The 15525-nt window shown below is 59.6% G+C and carries 14 protein-coding genes and 2 tRNA genes; 9 read left to right on the forward strand and 7 right to left on the reverse strand.

All coding sequences use genetic code 11. The features are described from left to right. From AC0V2Y_RS27045 to acs, 6 genes are all read right to left on the reverse strand, one after another. On the reverse strand, nt 1-197 hold a 197-nt coding region (locus AC0V2Y_RS27045), incomplete at its 3' end, for a helix-turn-helix transcriptional regulator (protein WP_475416386.1). 136 nt (nt 198-333) lie between these two features. Further along, entirely contained in the window at nt 334-1200 is an 867-nt protein-coding gene (locus AC0V2Y_RS27050; RefSeq protein ID WP_475416418.1) for a phage integrase N-terminal domain-containing protein, read from the reverse strand. Nucleotides 1201-2144: 944 nt separating this feature from the next. Then, nucleotides 2145-2324, reverse strand: coding sequence for a hypothetical protein (locus AC0V2Y_RS27055; RefSeq protein ID WP_475416387.1), 180 nt, complete (start codon nt 2322-2324; stop codon nt 2145-2147). Then, nucleotides 2317-3627 (reverse strand): tyrosine-type recombinase/integrase, encoded by a 1311-nt coding sequence (locus AC0V2Y_RS27060; protein ID WP_475416388.1) that lies wholly within the window; start codon nt 3625-3627, stop codon nt 2317-2319. The genes AC0V2Y_RS27055 and AC0V2Y_RS27060 overlap by 8 nt, the downstream gene beginning before the upstream one ends. Before the next feature lie 242 nt (nt 3628-3869). After that, nucleotides 3870-3960, reverse strand: a tRNA-Ser gene (locus tag AC0V2Y_RS27065). A 184-nt stretch (nt 3961-4144) separates the two neighbouring features. Continuing rightward, nucleotides 4145-6151 (reverse strand): acetate--CoA ligase, encoded by a 2007-nt coding sequence (acs, locus tag AC0V2Y_RS27070; protein ID WP_475416389.1) that lies wholly within the window; start codon nt 6149-6151, stop codon nt 4145-4147. Between the two features lie 308 nt (nt 6152-6459). On the opposite strand from acs, the gene AC0V2Y_RS27075 reads away from it, so the two are divergent. The 6 genes from AC0V2Y_RS27075 (at nt 6460) to AC0V2Y_RS27100 (ending at nt 10654) form a co-directional block, all read left to right on the forward strand. Further along, nucleotides 6460-7077 carry a YqhA family protein gene (locus tag AC0V2Y_RS27075; RefSeq protein WP_035825234.1) on the forward strand — a complete coding sequence of 206 codons (618 nt, stop codon included), beginning with the start codon at nt 6460-6462 and terminating at the stop codon, nt 7075-7077. A 114-nt stretch (nt 7078-7191) separates the two neighbouring features. Continuing rightward, nucleotides 7192-8733: a fumarate hydratase gene (locus AC0V2Y_RS27080; protein WP_475416390.1), complete on the forward strand. Its 1542-nt coding sequence runs from the start codon at nt 7192-7194 to the stop codon at nt 8731-8733. Between the two features lie 67 nt (nt 8734-8800). Further along, nucleotides 8801-9646 (forward strand): glutamate racemase, encoded by an 846-nt coding sequence (gene murI, locus AC0V2Y_RS27085; RefSeq protein WP_475416391.1) that lies wholly within the window; start codon nt 8801-8803, stop codon nt 9644-9646. 133 nt (nt 9647-9779) lie between these two features. Continuing rightward, nucleotides 9780-9855 (forward strand) — tRNA-His (locus AC0V2Y_RS27090). A 167-nt stretch (nt 9856-10022) separates the two neighbouring features. Beyond that, nucleotides 10023-10358, forward strand: a complete 336-nt coding sequence (locus tag AC0V2Y_RS27095; RefSeq protein ID WP_475416392.1) for a type II toxin-antitoxin system RelE/ParE family toxin — start codon at nt 10023-10025, stop codon at nt 10356-10358. Further along, nucleotides 10358-10654: an addiction module antidote protein gene (locus AC0V2Y_RS27100; protein ID WP_116743337.1), complete on the forward strand. Its 297-nt coding sequence runs from the start codon at nt 10358-10360 to the stop codon at nt 10652-10654. The genes AC0V2Y_RS27095 and AC0V2Y_RS27100 overlap by 1 nt, the downstream gene beginning before the upstream one ends. Nucleotides 10655-10682: 28 nt before the next feature. Here AC0V2Y_RS27100 and AC0V2Y_RS27105 read toward each other — a convergent pair whose 3' ends face one another. Further along, nucleotides 10683-11129 (reverse strand): response regulator, encoded by a 447-nt coding sequence (locus tag AC0V2Y_RS27105; protein WP_219133084.1) that lies wholly within the window; start codon nt 11127-11129, stop codon nt 10683-10685. Between the two features lie 287 nt (nt 11130-11416). On the opposite strand from AC0V2Y_RS27105, the gene AC0V2Y_RS27110 reads away from it, so the two are divergent. The 3 genes from AC0V2Y_RS27110 (at nt 11417) to AC0V2Y_RS27120 (ending at nt 15223) form a co-directional block, all read left to right on the forward strand. Beyond that, the gene (locus tag AC0V2Y_RS27110; RefSeq protein ID WP_475416393.1) at nt 11417-13528 is read left to right on the forward strand and encodes a TonB-dependent receptor family protein; all 2112 of its coding nucleotides are present in this window, start codon (nt 11417-11419) and stop codon (nt 13526-13528) included. Nucleotides 13529-13856: 328 nt separating this feature from the next. After that, entirely contained in the window at nt 13857-14516 is a 660-nt protein-coding gene (locus AC0V2Y_RS27115; RefSeq protein ID WP_475416394.1) for a PEP-CTERM sorting domain-containing protein, read from the forward strand. 257 nt (nt 14517-14773) lie between these two features. Then, on the forward strand, nt 14774-15223 hold the full coding sequence (locus AC0V2Y_RS27120) for a hypothetical protein (protein ID WP_475416395.1): 450 nt from the start codon (nt 14774-14776) through the stop codon (nt 15221-15223). Nucleotides 15224-15525 lie beyond the last annotated feature (302 nt).

The raw sequence follows: 15525 nt of genomic DNA on the forward strand, positions 1-15525 counted from the left end.
ACGACTCCACGCCTAGCGTCAATACAGCGCTGCTGCCATTGAGCGATCTCCTCTGCGTCCCAGGCGATGGACTTGGGGCCAATGGGAATAGGCGCTGGCAACACGCCTGCCTTCACCTTGCGCCAAATAGTGGCGCGGGACCAGCCGGTGGCCTCGATGACCGCAGGCAAGCGGAGGAATTTTTTAGTTGTGGTCATAAGATTCTCCTTCGATTGATGAACAGCAAACAATGGAGAGTCATGCCGACTCTCCGCGATAATTCCGGCAGCGCCAGGGCTGCCCCTTCTGCATCTCGTCTACTCCATGCGCTGCGCCCCTGATACAAGTGGGCGGTCATCTGCCCAGATAGATGGAAGTCACCTGTTCACGCCCATGCCCCATCTCCATCGAAATCTTTAACCTTGCAGCGTTATCCGCCAACTTTTGTGAAGCATCCAGCTGTCTGGACGTCGGGCCGCCACTGGCTGGACAAGGTCGGCCGGTCAACTCGGCGTATCGGCGCTGCGCGTACTCATGGCGCAGTCCATGCACGCCATGGAGGCCAGCCTTGTCGCACTGCGCACGAAAGCGGTTCAACTGGTCCCGATACCGCAACTGCGCCGGAATCAAGCTGCCTTTTCCCGCCAGCGCCTTGGCCGCTTCCAACACGGCACGCTGCTGCATGGTGGTAATCGGCACTTCCCGGTATTTGCCACCCTTGGTCCAGCTATCCTTCAGCCGCAGGATGTTCCCGCCATCGGCCCATCCCGGCTTGATCTTGATGCTTTCCTCGCGTCGTAAACCAAACGCCGCCTGCAACTGCAGGGACATGCGCGTATACGGATCATTCACGCGGGCCAGCGTGTCAGCGTCGAGCACCTTCGCCTTGGAGACATTGGTGACAAACACCCGCTCCGCGATGCCGTATTCGCCGTTGGTGCGCGCGATGATGTTCTCCTTGCCGATCTTCTCGGCCCACCAGCGCAGGGCGCTCATGCGATTCTTGATCGTTCCGGTACTGACGCCATCCTGCTTCCACTTGTCGAGCAGCGCCGCCACATGCTTCGGCTTCAGACTGTCCACGCTCATATGCTGGAAGCCTCGTTCCGCCAGGTCCTTGGCGCACAGGTTTAATAGGCGCTCGCGGTCGGCCTGCGTCGCAAAGCTGCCATCCCGGTTGCGGTGACAGAGTTGCTTGAGCTGGTAGTTCAAGTCGCGCATGGCAAAGTCATCCTTCCGATCATTGGTTTTCACATCGATGCCGCGTGGTGTAATCCTGTCAGGTAAGTGTTTCTGGCCACCCTCGCTGCCTCAGCAGAAAAGGTTGAATGAAGGGCCTCGGGACACCACTCCCGTGTATGCGGTTGCTGTTAATGCCTGCCCGCGCCGCATGCGCGTGTGGCACCGCTGCGCGCTCCCGGAGGGAGCTGCCGCAGCGGGGACCAATCACCCAGGGTCCATGGAGTGCACATCGTGCACGGATCAACTTCAACTAATCAGCCCGTAGCGGGCGAAGGAAATCGCAAGGCTAGCCTGCGATGGAGAGGCATCTGGCCTCGTCACTGAGCACCGTCACGCGGATGCTCTGTACTTGCCGCCTGGGCCTATGCCGTCGGCGGCGCGTCGTCACTGGCAGCACGCCGCCAGTAACGACGCGCGCACGTAGCCATGGCATGTGACGGCATACATGCCAGCATCGCACTCGCGGTGACGATACTGGCGACTCTGAATCACATGCGCTGGCGGCAGCCGCGATGGCGTCGCATCGCTGGCATTTCTGCTGACGGTGCGGCTTGCGGCATAGCCATGCTGTACTTCATAGGGTGCGCTACCTCGCGGGGCATGCGAACCAATCGGGGCAGGAGTCTTGCTCCTGTTTGAGGAAGCGCCCAACGGGCGCAATCATCCAGGCAATCCGTCTTGCGGACTGTGGGATATGTAGACGCTGAAGGCAGCGCTTTATCGTGCCGAGATGTGCATGCTTCTGCATGGCCCGGCGATATATCTAGCAGAAACTGCTAAGTATCATGGTGGCGGGTGACGACCGCAACGCCTATGCCGCTAAGCATAGGGACATGCTCGATGCATGCCCTCGTGGGAGCGATTCCCACATAAGAGAGCTTCATTCTATGCCTGATATCGACGTTTGCAAGTGGTTCGTTTCGTCAAGTGCGCTTTTCGTAGTACGCAGAATTGGAACCGGCGCGGGCTGGACTGGTGCCACTGGCATTGACCGGCAGCGTTGCAGCCCGGACAAAGGCTCCGATAGCTAGTTTATGTAATTTTTCCTTGGAAGCGGTCTGCTTGATAAGCGCATCCGTGAGGCGCAATACATACTTAGACATGGTGCCCTCCTGTTCCGCCATCCCGGCTGAATTCACCGCTGACCAGCGTTAATCTAGGCGCCTGCGGCGGCGCTCCCTTGCCGCTGACGGCATCGATATAGTCGGCCCAATCCTGCATCATCCGGCGCCGCTCCGCCAGGAACTGGGCGCGGTCATAGGCGCTGGCCACCTTATCCTTCGGTGCATGTGCCAGCTGCCGGTCCACGACTTCATGCCGGTAGCCCAGGCGCTCCTTGATGGTGCTCATGGCCAGCGCCCGGAAGCCATGGCCGGTCATCTTGCCCTTGTATCCCATGCGTCCAAGCGCCACCAGTATCGTGTTATTGCTGATCGGCTTTTCGTGGTCGCGCTGATTCGGGAACAGGTACTTGCTGCGGCCCGTGATCGCGTGCAGTTCGCGCAGCAGCTCCAGCGCCTGGCGCGACAGGCAGACGTGATGGTTGGTCATATCCGGATTGACGGTCAGCTTGCCGCGCTTCATGCGCTGCCATGGAATGATCCACTCGCCGCGCTCCAGGTCAATTTCACTCCAGGGCGTTTCGATCAACTCGCTGGTGCGCACAAAGCACAGCAGCATCAGCCGCAGCGCAATGCGGGTCGGCGCGAACATGCGTGCTTCGTTGCGGTCCAGAATGGCCAGAAACTGCGGTAGTTCGTCAGCGTTGATAGCGGCGAAGTGTCCGGCGCGGACGGTCTTCAACACATCCTTCATATCGGTGACCAGATTACTCTCTGTGAATCCGCATTGAATCGCGTAGCTGAAAATTGACGCACATACCGCTTTCTGGCGATGGGCGATTTCGCTTGCGCCGCGCTCCTCGATCTTGCGCAGTGCAGCGATTACATCGAGGTGCTTGAGTTCATCGATGGGCCTGCGGCCAATGGCCGGGAAGATATCTGCCTCCAGCCGTTGCAGGACGTTCTTGGCGGTGCGCTCGCTCCAGGTCGGCACCTTGTTGGCGTGCCACTCGCGGGCAATCTTTTCAAATGTGTTGGCGGCGCGCTCCTTCAATCGCCGCTTGGCGTCATCGCGGTGCTTGCCGGGATCGATCCCTTGCAGAATCAGGCGGCGGGTCTCCAGGCGCTTTTCGCGAGCATGCTGCAGCGTGATTTCCGGATATGGGCCGAAGGTCAGCAGGTTGTCCTTGCCGTTGGCCTGTCGGAACTTGAAGCGCCAGATGCGCGAACCGCTTGGTGTCACCTCGATGTACAAGCCGTCGCCATCAAACAGTTTGTACAACTTCTCGCGTGGCTTGGCGTTCCTGATCCGAGCGTCAGTCAGCGGAGCAATGATCTTGGGCATGATGCACCTCCACGTCAACGTGTTGAAAGAACACTATAGACAAGATGGTGCAAATTAAAAGAGTAGACGATCAAGGGTATGCCGCCGATTCCACATCACCTACCCTAAAAAAAGCGCGATGCATTGAAATGGGCTGACACGACCTGAGACGCCGAAAAACGAAAAAACCGCTTAGAATCAAGGCTCTAAGCGGTTTTTGAGGGACTTCCTGAGACGTCCTGATCTTACTTAATTACTATCCGTGGCGGAGAGAGGGGGATTCGAACCCCCGATAGGCTATGAACCTATACACGCTTTCCAGGCGTGCGACTTCAACCACTCATCCACCTCTCCTGCAGGCAATGCGTCGACTTGCTCGCATTGCGTACTATTTCTCGCTTGTCGCGAAGCCGCAGATTATAGCAAAGATTCTACGGACTGCCAAAGTTATTTACCGTGGGATAAAAGTTAAAGCTGGCAACGACAAGCAGCAGCCCAACAAAGGCCGTGGTCGGCCCCCGTAGGAACCGACCTTTCATTACGACGCTTCCTTCAGCTGATCCAGAATCGCCGGGTTTTCCAAGGTCGAGACATCTTGCGTGATCGTCTCGCCCTTGGCCAGCACGCGCAGCAGGCGGCGCATGATTTTGCCGGAGCGGGTTTTTGGCAGGTTGTCGCCGAAACGGATTTCCTTCGGTTTCGCAATCGGGCCGATTTCCTTGCCGACCCAGTTGCGCAGCTCCAGGGCCAGCTTCTTCGCTTCCTCGCCCGTCGGACGCGCTTGCTTCAACACCACGAAGGCGCAGATCGATTCGCCTGTCGTGTCGTCCGGACGGCCCACCACGGCCGCTTCGGCCACCAGCGGGTTGGCCACCAGGGCCGATTCGATTTCCATCGTGCCCATGCGGTGGCCCGATACGTTCAAGACGTCATCGATGCGGCCCGTGATGGTGAAGTAGCCGGTGTCCTTGTTGCGGATGGCACCGTCGCCTGCCAGGTACATCTTGCCGCCCAGTTCTTCCGGGAAATAGCTGGACTTGAAACGCTCGGGGTTGTTCCAGATCGTGCGGATCATCGATGGCCATGGGCGTTTTACCACCAGAATGCCGCCCTGGCCGTTCGGCACGTCCTGGCCCGCCTCGTCGACGATGGCGGCCATGATGCCCGGCAATGGCAGGGTGCAGGAACCGGGGACCATCGGCGTGGCGCCCGGCAACGGGGTGATCATGTGGCCGCCCGTTTCCGTTTGCCAGAAGGTATCGACGATCGGGCATTTCTCGCCGCCAATATTTTTGTAGTACCACATCCACGCTTCCGGATTGATCGGTTCGCCGACCGTGCCCAGCAAACGCAGGCTGCTCAGGTCGTAGTGGCTTGGATGCACTTTCGGGTCCACGTCGGCCGCCTTGATCAGCGAACGAATGGCCGTGGGCGCCGTGTAGAAGATGCTGACCTTGTGTTTCTTGATGGTTTCCCAGAAACGGCCCGCGTTCGGGTAGGTCGGGATGCCTTCGAACACCACTTGCGTGGCGCCCACGGCCATCGGGCCGTACGCGATGTAGCTGTGGCCCGTCACCCAGCCGATGTCGGCCGTGCACCAGAACACGTCGTCCGGCTTGATGTCGAAACTCCATTTCATCGTCAGCGCGGCCCACAGCAGGTAGCCGCCGCTCGAATGCTGCACGCCCTTCGGCGTGCCGGTGGAACCCGAGGTGTAGAGGATGAACAGTGGATGCTCGGCATCGACCCATTCCGGTTCGCATTGCGCGCTCTGGCCTTCGACCAGGTCGTGCAGCCACGTGTCGCGGCCGGCCACCATCGGCAGGTCGCTGCCTGTGCGTTGGTAGACGATGACGTTTTTCACGGAGTCGCAGCCACCCAGCGCCAGCGCTTCGTCGACGATGGATTTCAATGGCAGCTTCTTGCCGCCGCGCAATTGCTCGTCGCCCGTGATGACGGCCACGGCGCCCGCGTCGATGATGCGTTCCTGCAAGGACTTGGCCGAAAAGCCGCCGAACACGACGGAATGGGTGGCGCCGATGCGCGCGCAGGCTTGCATGGCGGCCACGCCTTCGACGGACATCGACATGTAGATGATGACGCGGTCGCCCTTGGCGATGCCCTTGGCTTTCAGGCCGTTGGCGAACTTGCAGACTTTTTCGTGCAGTTCTTTATAGGTTGCCTTGGTAACGGTGCCGTCGTCCGCTTCGAAGATGATGGCCGTCTTGTCGCCCAGACCATTTTCGATGTTGCGATCCAGGCAGTTGTACGACACGTTCAGCTGGCCGTCTTCGAACCATTTGTAGAACGGGGCGTTGTCTTCGTTCAAGGTGCGGGTGAACGGCTTTTTCCAGCTCAGGTTCTCGCGCGCCAGCTTGGCCCAGAAGCCTTCGTAGTCGCGTTCGGCGTCGGCCACCATGGCGCGATAGGCGTCCATGCCGGAAATCGTTGCCTGTGCAGCAAACGCTGCCGACGGTTCAAATACGCGCGACTCCTCCGGTCCCTGCTGTTCCGTGCCCTGCCCTTGGTTTTCTGTAGCGCTCATGCTTGTCTCCAGTGTAGTAATTGTTTGCTAACACGATAGACCCCGTGTCTTACGGACGCCTTACATGTCGCGTTTATGCAGCGTTTTACCCCTATCAAGGCTAACCATAAGCGCCTTCGGCAATGGGAGTCAAGGGGACGCCGTACAGTATTTTCACTGGGAAAATGCATGCTGCACCGAAGGTTCAATACCACTTCATGTTTCATCAAACCTAATAATCAGGAGCAAGGCCATGCGCAGTAATCAGCAGCAAGTGTAAAATGTCGGGCATACCAAAAATTGGTATTTACTCCCCCAGGAAACCCCACATGATCGACCACCTACCACCGTCATCCAAACATACCAAGCTGCACCCGCTGTCCTCCTTCATCTTCATGTCGCGCTGGCTGCAGTTGCCGCTATACCTGGGCCTGATCCTCGCACAATGCGTGTATGTCTTCCATTTCTGGGTGGAATTGTCCGACCTGATCGGTGCCGTGTTCGGCAATGACGCGGCCCTGCAGCACGTGCTGACGGCCGTCGCCGTACCGGGTAGCGCCCTGCCGACCAAGCTCAATGAAGCCACCATCATGCTGGTGGTATTAGGCCTGATCGACGTGGTCATGATTTCGAACCTGCTGATCATGGTCATTATTGGCGGCTACGAAACCTTCGTTTCGCGCATGCACCTCGATGACCACCCAGACCAGCCGGAATGGTTGTCGCATGTGAATGCTTCCGTGCTGAAGACGAAATTGGCGATGGCCATCATCGGCATCTCGTCGATCCACCTGTTGAAGACATTTATCAATGCCAATTCCTACAAGATGGAAGTGATCATTGCGCAAACGGTGATCCACATGGTCTTCATCATTTCGGCCATGGCCATTGCGTACACCGACCGCATCATGACCGTGACCCAGAATCAAGCAAGAGCGCCACACTAAAGAAAGAAGCCCATGACTGCCAGCGGCGGCCATGGGCTTTGTCATTTTCGATGCCGCAACCAGTAACTATTAATTAGTAAAAGTCTTACCCTTCTTATCCACCGCGAGAACACCATGACTGTCATAAAGCAAGAAGACCTGATCGAATCCGTCGCCGCAGCGTTGCAGTACATTAGCTACTACCACCCTGCTGATTACATCGAGCACCTGGCGCGCGCCTACGCGGCCGAGCAAAGCCCGGCGGCAAAAGATGCGATCGCGCAAATCCTGACCAACTCGCGCATGTGCGCGGAAGGCAAGCGTCCTATCTGCCAGGACACGGGTATCGTCAACGTCTTCCTGAAAATCGGCATGGGCGTGCGCTTCGAAGGCTTCTCCGGCACGGTCACCGACGCCGTCAACGAAGGCGTGCGCCGCGCGTACAACTTCGACGACAACAAGCTGCGCGCCTCCATCGTGGCCGACCCGCATTTCGACCGCAAGAACACCAAGGACAACACGCCAGCCGTGGTGCACATGGAACTGGTCGAAGGCAATACCGTCGACGTGAAAGTGGCAGCCAAGGGCGGCGGCTCGGAAAACAAATCGAAGATGATCATGATGAACCCGTCCGATTCGCTGGTGGACTGGGTCATGAAGACGGTGCCGACCATGGGCGCCGGCTGGTGCCCGCCTGGCATGCTGGGCATCGGCATCGGCGGCACGGCCGAAAAAGCCATGCTGATGGCCAAGGAAGTGTTGATGGACGACATCGACATGTTTGAGCTGAAACAACGCGGCCCGCAAAATAAACTGGAAGAATTGCGCATCGAGCTGTGCGACAAGATCAACTCGCTGGGTATCGGCGCGCAAGGCCTGGGTGGCCTGACGACCGTGCTCGACGTGAAAATCATGATGCACCCGACGCACGCCGCGTCGAAGCCGGTCGCCATGATCCCGAACTGCGCCGCCACGCGCCACGGCCACTTCGTGCTGGATGGCTCCGGCCCGGCCTACATGACGCCGCCATCGCTGTCGTCGTGGCCGGAAGTGCACTGGACGCCGGACACGGAAAAATCCAAGCGCGTCGACCTGAACACCCTGACGAAGGAAGAAGTCGCTTCGTGGACGCCGGGCCAGACCTTGCTGTTGAACGGCAAGATGCTGACGGGCCGCGACGCCGCGCATAAGCGCATCCAGGACATGCTGGCCAAGGGCGAAGAATTGCCGGTCGATTTTAAAAACCGCGTGATCTACTACGTCGGTCCCGTCGACCCCGTGCGCGACGAAGCCGTCGGCCCGGCCGGTCCGACGACCGCCACGCGCATGGACAAGTTCACCGACATGATGCTGGAAAAGACGGGCCTGATCGCCATGATCGGCAAGGCCGAGCGTGGCCCGGTCGCCATCGAATCGATCCAGAAGCACCAGTCGGCCTATTTGATGGCCGTGGGCGGCGCCGCCTACCTGGTGTCGAAAGCCATCAAACACGCCAAGGTGCTGGGCTTTGCCGACATGGGCATGGAAGCGATCTACGAATTCGACGTGGTCGACATGCCGGTGACGGTGGCCGTCGATGCGAAGGGCACGTCGGTGCACAACACGGGCCCGAAAGAGTGGCAGGCGAAGATCGAGCAACTCAATAGCGTCAGCAAGATTCCCGTGACGGTCGCTTAAACAAGCTCTACCATAGACGCCGCGCGGCAACACCAGCGCGGCGTTTTTTTATCTTCTTCGGCTTTATATGACTTCTATTGCAAGCACTGCCCGCCCAGACGCGCCCATCGGCATTTTTGACTCCGGCGTGGGCGGCCTGTCGGTGCTGCGCCATATCCGCGCGCAGCTGCCGCAGGAAGATTTGATTTATTTTGCCGATTCCGCCTACGCCCCGTATGGCGACAAGACGGAACAGCAGGTGGTCGACCGTTCGCTGGCGATCACCGCCTTTCTATTGCAGCAAGGCGCCAAGGCACTGGTGGTGGCGTGCAACACGGCCACCATCGCCGCCATCAAGGCCCTGCGCGCGCGCTATCCGGAACTGCCCATCGTCGGCGTCGAGCCGGGACTGAAACCGGCGGCCGCCATCAGCCGCAACGGCAAGATCGGCGTGCTGGCCACCGAGCGCACCTTGCGCGGCGACAAGCTGCTGGCCCTGCGCGAGCAGGTCAGCAACGCCACCGGCGCCAGCTTCATCTTGCAACCGTGCATAGGCCTGGCCGACCGCATCGAGCAGTGCGAGCTCGGCAACGACGCGCTGGACGCCACCAGCGCCATGCTGGAGCGCTACATCGCGCCCGTGCTGGCGCAAGGCGTCGACACATTGGTACTCGGCTGCACGCACTACCCCTTCGTGCAGGACGCTATCGAACGCACGGTGCGCGCGCATACGCAGGAAACGATCACCCTGGTGGACACCGGGGAGGCCGTGGCGCGCCAGCTGGCCCGTTTGCTCGACGCTGCCAGCCTGCGCCGCACCGGCAACGATGCGCCCCAGCTGCAAGGCTACACGACGGCCAAGGTCGAGTCCCTGGCGCAAGCCTTCTCCGGTTTGCTGGACTTGCAGCCGCCCGTCGCGCACCTGTCCGTGTGAGCGAAAACAGGCGTTTTCATGCAATCTTTCGATTCTTTAAAAAAGACTGCATTTAGATTTGCCACTTTGCCGAGTTCTTTGTATAATTCGGCACCTGTTCAGCAAAACAGCTAAACAGGTAAGTAAGACAGTGGTGGCTGTAGCTCAGTTGGTAGAGTCCAGGATTGTGATTCCTGTTGTCGTGGGTTCGAGCCCCATCAGCCACCCCATAGAATTAGCGGTAAATAAAAGGGTTACATGCTTCGGCTTGTAACCCTTTTTTCATTTCCGCGCTCGTGCATGAGGCAGCTGCAGCCCTCGCCTGCGCAGCAGGCCAGGCAAACGCATCAGCTAACAAAGCCAGCCTGCGCGCGGCAGTCAAACTTGATGCATACGCTTGATTTTCCGTATCCCAAAGAATACACTGGTATATGTGAAAAGCATCCATACCACCGCCACGTTCGATGACTGGTTCAGCAAGCTGAAGGATCGGAAAGCTTTTTTCCGCATTCAGGCACGTATTGATCGTGCCGAAGATGGCAACTTCGGTGATTGCAAGCCTGTCGGTGGCGGTGTTTCGGAAATGCAAATTGACTGTGGTCCCGGCTATCGCGTTTATTTTACTCAGCGCGGCATGGAAATCATTATCCTGCTCGCTGGCGGCGACAAGTCAACGCAGGCGAAAGATATCAAAACGGCGCAGCAGCTCGCGCAAGCACTCCAGGAGGTCTGATGGTACAAAAACTCAACAAATGGGATAGCGCACAGCACCTCAAAACCGAAGAGGATATCGTCGCCTACTTTGAAGCTTGCCTGGAAGAAGCTGGCGACGATGCATCCTTCATCGCCAAAGCGCTAGGCAATATTGCCAAGGCACGCGGCATGACACAACTTGCCAAAGACACGGGACTGGGACGGGAAAGTTTGTACAAGGCGCTGTCCGGCGAAGGCAACCCGAGCTTTGACACCATTTTGAAGGTGACGCATGCACTCGGCTTGCAATTTCGCGCCGCGGCGCTGAACACTTGAGCAGCCATCAGCCGGGGTAGCGGAAAGGCTACCCCGCCAGCACCGACTGCACCGTCGTCGCCAGGTCGTCCAGGCGCACGGGCTTGACGAGGAAGTGGCGGAAGCCCACGGCCAGCGCGTCGTCCATGTACATGGGCAGGCTGTGGCCCGTGACGGCGATCAGCACGGCGTTGGCCGTCTCGGGATTGTGGTGCAGGCGGCGGCCGATTTCGATGCCGCTGATGCCGGGCATCTCGATGTCGAGGTAGACGGCGTCGGGCACGCACAGCTTGACTTGCTCGACGGCCATCTGCCAGTTGCGCACCACCACCGCGTGGTGGCCCAGCGCTTCAAGCAGCATGGCCAGCGATTCGCCCACTTCCTGGTTGTCGTCGACCACCAGCAGATTCAATTTGCGCGCAGCACTTGCCGGCTGGTCGCCCTGGCGGCGTTCCACGGAGGAACTGCCTGGTGTCGTTTCAGTTGTCTGGCTCATTGTACGTTCACGTCTGACGGCTGCAAAAGCGGCAGTATACAAGAAGCACGCAGAATGCCGCCGCACCCGAGCAATGGTGCCATGCGGCAATCCAGAAGCTTCGCTGTACCGCGCCAGCAACACTTCCCGCCTTTCTCCGGGCAAAGCCTATCCTACGCAGTTTGCCCAATTGACGGATAAAATGAGAATCATTATCATTCCTATCCCCTTGCGCCGGATATCCACGCCACGATGTTGTCGCGCCGCCCGATTGCCCGCGCAACCATTGTCATTACGGAGATCCATGCATGGCTGCCACACCTGTCACATTGCCCTTTTCGCTGCGCCCGTGCGCGCTGGCCATCGCCCTCGCCTGCCTGGGCGCCCCGCTTGCCGCGCAGGCGCAGGACGCCAACAGCGCCGAGAATGCCGGTCCCATCCTGGAATCGATCCAGGTCAGCAGCAACCTGCTGGGCACCAGCATGACGGCCAGCACGAAGAACTTTGCCGGCGCGCGCACCGTGGTGCAAAAGGACGACATCGAGAACTCGGGCGCGACCAGCCTCAGCGACGTGATGCGCCGGATTCCCGGCGTGCAGATCAGCGACAACTCGGGCAGCGCCGGCAGCGCCATCTCGCTCAATATCGGCGTGCGCGGACTGGCCGGGCGCTATTCGCCGCGCAGCACGGTATTGCTCGACGGCATTCCGATGTCGGTGGCGCCCTACGGCCAGCCGCAGCTGTCGTTCGCGCCCGTCAGCCTGGCCAATGTCGAGACGGTCGACGTGGTGCGCGGCGGCGGTGCCGTGCGCTTCGGCCCGCAAAACGTGGGCGGCATCATCAATTTCAAGACGCGCCGCGTACCCACCACACAAGGCATCACGGGCGACGCCAGCGTGCGCTACAACGCGTACAGCGAAGTGGGCCACAACACGCAGGCCAGCGTGTTTGCCGGCACCCAGCTCGACAGCGGCCTGGGCCTGGCGGTGCTGTATTCCGGCATCCGCGGCAGCGACTGGCGCGTGGGCAGCGATGAGAAGGTCAACGATTTCGCCCTGAAGTTCCGCTACGATCTGAGCCCGACGGCCGAGGTGTACGGCAAGCTGTCCTACTACGACGTGACGTCGCGCACGCCGGGCGGCCTGACCGCCGCGCAATACAAGCAGGACCCGTTCCAGAACACGCGCCCGACCGATTTCTGGAGCGGCGAGCGCAAGGCCTTCGACATCGGCTACCTGAATGCCCTGTCCGACACGCAGGAATTCGAGGTGCGCGCCTATTACAACAAGAGCTCGCGCGAAAGCACCTTGATCAACGCCGGTCGCACGGGCCTGGGCCACCAGCCGCGCAACTATGAAACGACGGCCATCGAGCCGCGCTACACGCAGCGCTTTATTACCGGCAAGGTCACACAGGACGTCACCGTCGGCTACCGCTACCTGGCCGAGCGGGCCGACGAGGCCATCTATAACGTCGTCATCGCCAGCGGCGTGCGGCAGGCGCCGACGCGCTTCGCCGACAATGCCACCGATGCGCAAGCCGTGTATATCGACGACAAGATCGCCATCGACGCCTGGCGCATCACGCCGGGCGTGCGCTATGAACACATCAAGACGGAACGCTTCAACCACTTGCCGGTCGACCAGAAGATCGAGTTGCTCAACAACAAGGCCCTGCCGTCGCTGAACGTGGCCTACTTGCTCAATAACAACGTGACCCTGTTCGGCAACTACAACAGCTCGTTTGGCGCCGTGCAAAATACGCAGCTCAATGCGCAGTCGAGCAAGAACCCGCTGCAACCGGAACTGGCGAAAACAGCCGAGCTGGGCGCGCGCTGGAAAAGCGGCCAGCTGTCGGCCGAAGCGACCTTGTTCAACATCAAGTTCGACAACCAGATCCAGTCCGTGGGCAGCGGCGAGAACGTCGTCTTCTACAACGTGGGCGCCACGCATCACCGGGGCCTGGAATCGGCCATCGACTACCACTTCGACAAGTCCGGCCCGCTGGCCGGCTTGAACGCCTACGCCACCTACACCTATACCAAAGCGACCTTGCAGGATGGCGCGAATGCGGGCAACGACGTGCCCTTCTACTCGCGCAACACGGATACCGTCGGCGCCCACTACCAGCTGGGCGCCTGGGGTGTTGATTTGTCGAGCAGCCACCAGAGCCGCCAGTTCGCCGACGAAGCCAATACCGTGACGGAAAACGCGGCCGGCAGCCTGGGCGTGATACCCGGCTTCCGTACCTGGAATACGCAAGTGAAATGGACAGTGCCGGGCCAGAAGGGCCTGGAACTGGTCGCCGGCGTCAACAATCTCGCCGACAAGCGCTACTTCACGCGCACCTCGGACGGCAACCTGGGCAAGTTGGTGGGCGCGCCGCGCATGCTCTACCTGCAGGGCCGCCTGGCGTTCTGATGCCTGCGCGCGCGGGTGCCTATCGAATCGATATGCCGCTGCGCACGGCAGCTATCTAAAAAAACCTGCATCGTTGTTGTTACGATGCAGGTTTTTTTACGTCCCGATGTCACAAAAATACCGTGACGCAAGTAACTTCAAGCTCGCGTTCGCCTTGGAGCTTCACAGCAATTCATTCACCATGGAAATTAGTTTCTATGTGGACATCAATGATTTCACAATTGCAAATATTTTTAGCGAGCGCTTGTTCTGCGTGTGAGTTTTGGTGATATTCTTTAAATGTCATTTAAGAAATCAAATTATCTTTTAACCAACCAAACGAGAACCCATGAAAACGCCAGCCACCCTCCTGAAGATCGCCGCACTGGCCACCCTGGTCACCGCTGGCGCCGCCAACGCCGCGACCGAACTGGTGGTCAACGGCAGTTTCGAAAACAATGTCATCGCCTCGGCCTGGGCCCCGCTCAGCAGCGTCACCGGCTGGACTTCCTCGGCCGGCGGCAATTCGGCCTTTGAAATCCAGAAAGGCGCCACGCAAGGCGGCCAGGGCGGATTCAATCCCGTCGCCGCCAGCGGCACGCAATACCTGGAACTCAATACCGACCGGCTGACCTCCGTATCGCAAGCCATCGCCACCACGGCTGGCAGCACCTATGCACTGTCGTTCGCCTACTCGGGCCGTCCCGACACGGCTGGCGGCGCGAACAGCCTGATGAATGTCTACTGGGGTTCGACCCTGCTGACGCCAACGGCACTGGTCGGCAATACGAGCGGCGTGTGGCAAACCTACAGCCAGAACGTGACCGCGCTCGGCTCGTCGAGCCTGCTGCGCTTCGAATCGATCGGTCCCGTCTCCGTACCGACCTATGGTTCCTACCTGGACAACGTCTCGGTGATGGCTGCCGTACCGGAGCCGGAAACCTACACCATGCTGCTGCTGGGCCTGGGCTTGCTGGGTTTCATGGCACGCCGTAAGACAGCCGCCTGAGCCCGGATAGTCGCCGCGCAACAGCCGCCCCGCCACCTGGCCGGGCGGCTTTTTCATGGAAAAACTGTTGCATTATCCCAGCAAGTGTTGCCAAGGAGAATTAAATTAGCGCTACAATAGCAGGGTATCAAGCAATGCCAAGCATCGCTCCGCCAGGGCCCCTACCCCGCCCTGATCATCAGCACGCATTTTTTGAACAGGATGACTGGCGCTGCCGGGCCCGATTGCGCTCCCGGCACGGCCACCACACACGCACCATGTCCGCAGAAAAAACCATTACTGAAACCAGTTCCTACGGCAAGGAAACGCCCGTGGGACGTCCCGACGTCGATGGCCGCGCCGGCATTTTCGTGCCCACGGCGGAATTTGACATCGATAACACCACCACCATCCGCAAGGGCGCGGGCATTGTCGGCTTCGGCAACCTCGATGGCACCCTGACCGTATATTTCGAAGCGAACCGCTTCGACGAAAGCAATCTGCACAAGTGGGAACACAAGGCGCGCAAGGCGTATGACCGCATGGTCATGGGCGCGCCCACGGTGTCGAAGGCGAAGATCGACGCGCGCATGCTGGAACAGGTAGGCATCATCGACGGCATGGGCATCAATCTCAAGCATCCGGAACGCCTGACGCACTGGCTGGCGATCTCGAACGTGCCGGACACGGCGCCGGAAGAGCCGGTGCTGCGCTGGAAGAACCGCTAAACGGCCGGAGAGCGAGGCAGGGTGCCAGGCACGAGGTGTTGTCCTACATCGTGGCGGACATTCATCCGATGCCCAAAAGCATCAACTCAACCTATGATGAAAGCCTGACCACCCACCTCACACCACTCAGGAGTACGACATGTCCCGCCTCATCCCGATCAGCTTTGGCGCCTTGCAAATAGGTCTGGCAGCGGCGGCGATGTATATCCTGTGCTCGGCGGACGTGCTGCACCAGAGTTCGGTATATTTCCACTGATTCCGCTGCGCGGCGCTGCTTGTCATCGCCAATGAGAAAGCGCGCC

It is taken from the genome of Janthinobacterium sp. BHSEK (assembly GCF_056174685.1).

Excerpts from the sequence above, each read along its gene's own strand:
- AC0V2Y_RS27050 (WP_475416418.1), bottom strand. The coding sequence starts at position 1,200 with ATGCGCGACTTGAACTACCAGCTCAAGCAACTCTGTCACCGCAACCGG.
- AC0V2Y_RS27055 (WP_475416387.1), bottom strand. The coding sequence starts at position 2,324 with ATGTCTAAGTATGTATTGCGCCTCACGGATGCGCTTATCAAGCAGACC.
- AC0V2Y_RS27060 (WP_475416388.1), bottom strand. The coding sequence starts at position 3,627 with ATGCCCAAGATCATTGCTCCGCTGACTGACGCTCGGATCAGGAACGCC.
- acs (WP_475416389.1), bottom strand. The coding sequence starts at position 6,151 with ATGAGCGCTACAGAAAACCAAGGGCAGGGCACGGAACAGCAGGGACCG.
- AC0V2Y_RS27075 (WP_035825234.1), top strand. The coding sequence starts at position 6,460 with ATGATCGACCACCTACCACCGTCATCCAAACATACCAAGCTGCACCCG.
- AC0V2Y_RS27080 (WP_475416390.1), top strand. The coding sequence starts at position 7,192 with ATGACTGTCATAAAGCAAGAAGACCTGATCGAATCCGTCGCCGCAGCG.
- murI (WP_475416391.1), top strand. The coding sequence starts at position 8,801 with ATGACTTCTATTGCAAGCACTGCCCGCCCAGACGCGCCCATCGGCATT.
- AC0V2Y_RS27100 (WP_116743337.1), top strand. The coding sequence starts at position 10,358 with ATGGTACAAAAACTCAACAAATGGGATAGCGCACAGCACCTCAAAACC.
- AC0V2Y_RS27105 (WP_219133084.1), bottom strand. The coding sequence starts at position 11,129 with ATGAGCCAGACAACTGAAACGACACCAGGCAGTTCCTCCGTGGAACGC.
- AC0V2Y_RS27110 (WP_475416393.1), top strand. The coding sequence starts at position 11,417 with ATGGCTGCCACACCTGTCACATTGCCCTTTTCGCTGCGCCCGTGCGCG.
- AC0V2Y_RS27115 (WP_475416394.1), top strand. The coding sequence starts at position 13,857 with ATGAAAACGCCAGCCACCCTCCTGAAGATCGCCGCACTGGCCACCCTG.
- AC0V2Y_RS27120 (WP_475416395.1), top strand. The coding sequence starts at position 14,774 with ATGTCCGCAGAAAAAACCATTACTGAAACCAGTTCCTACGGCAAGGAA.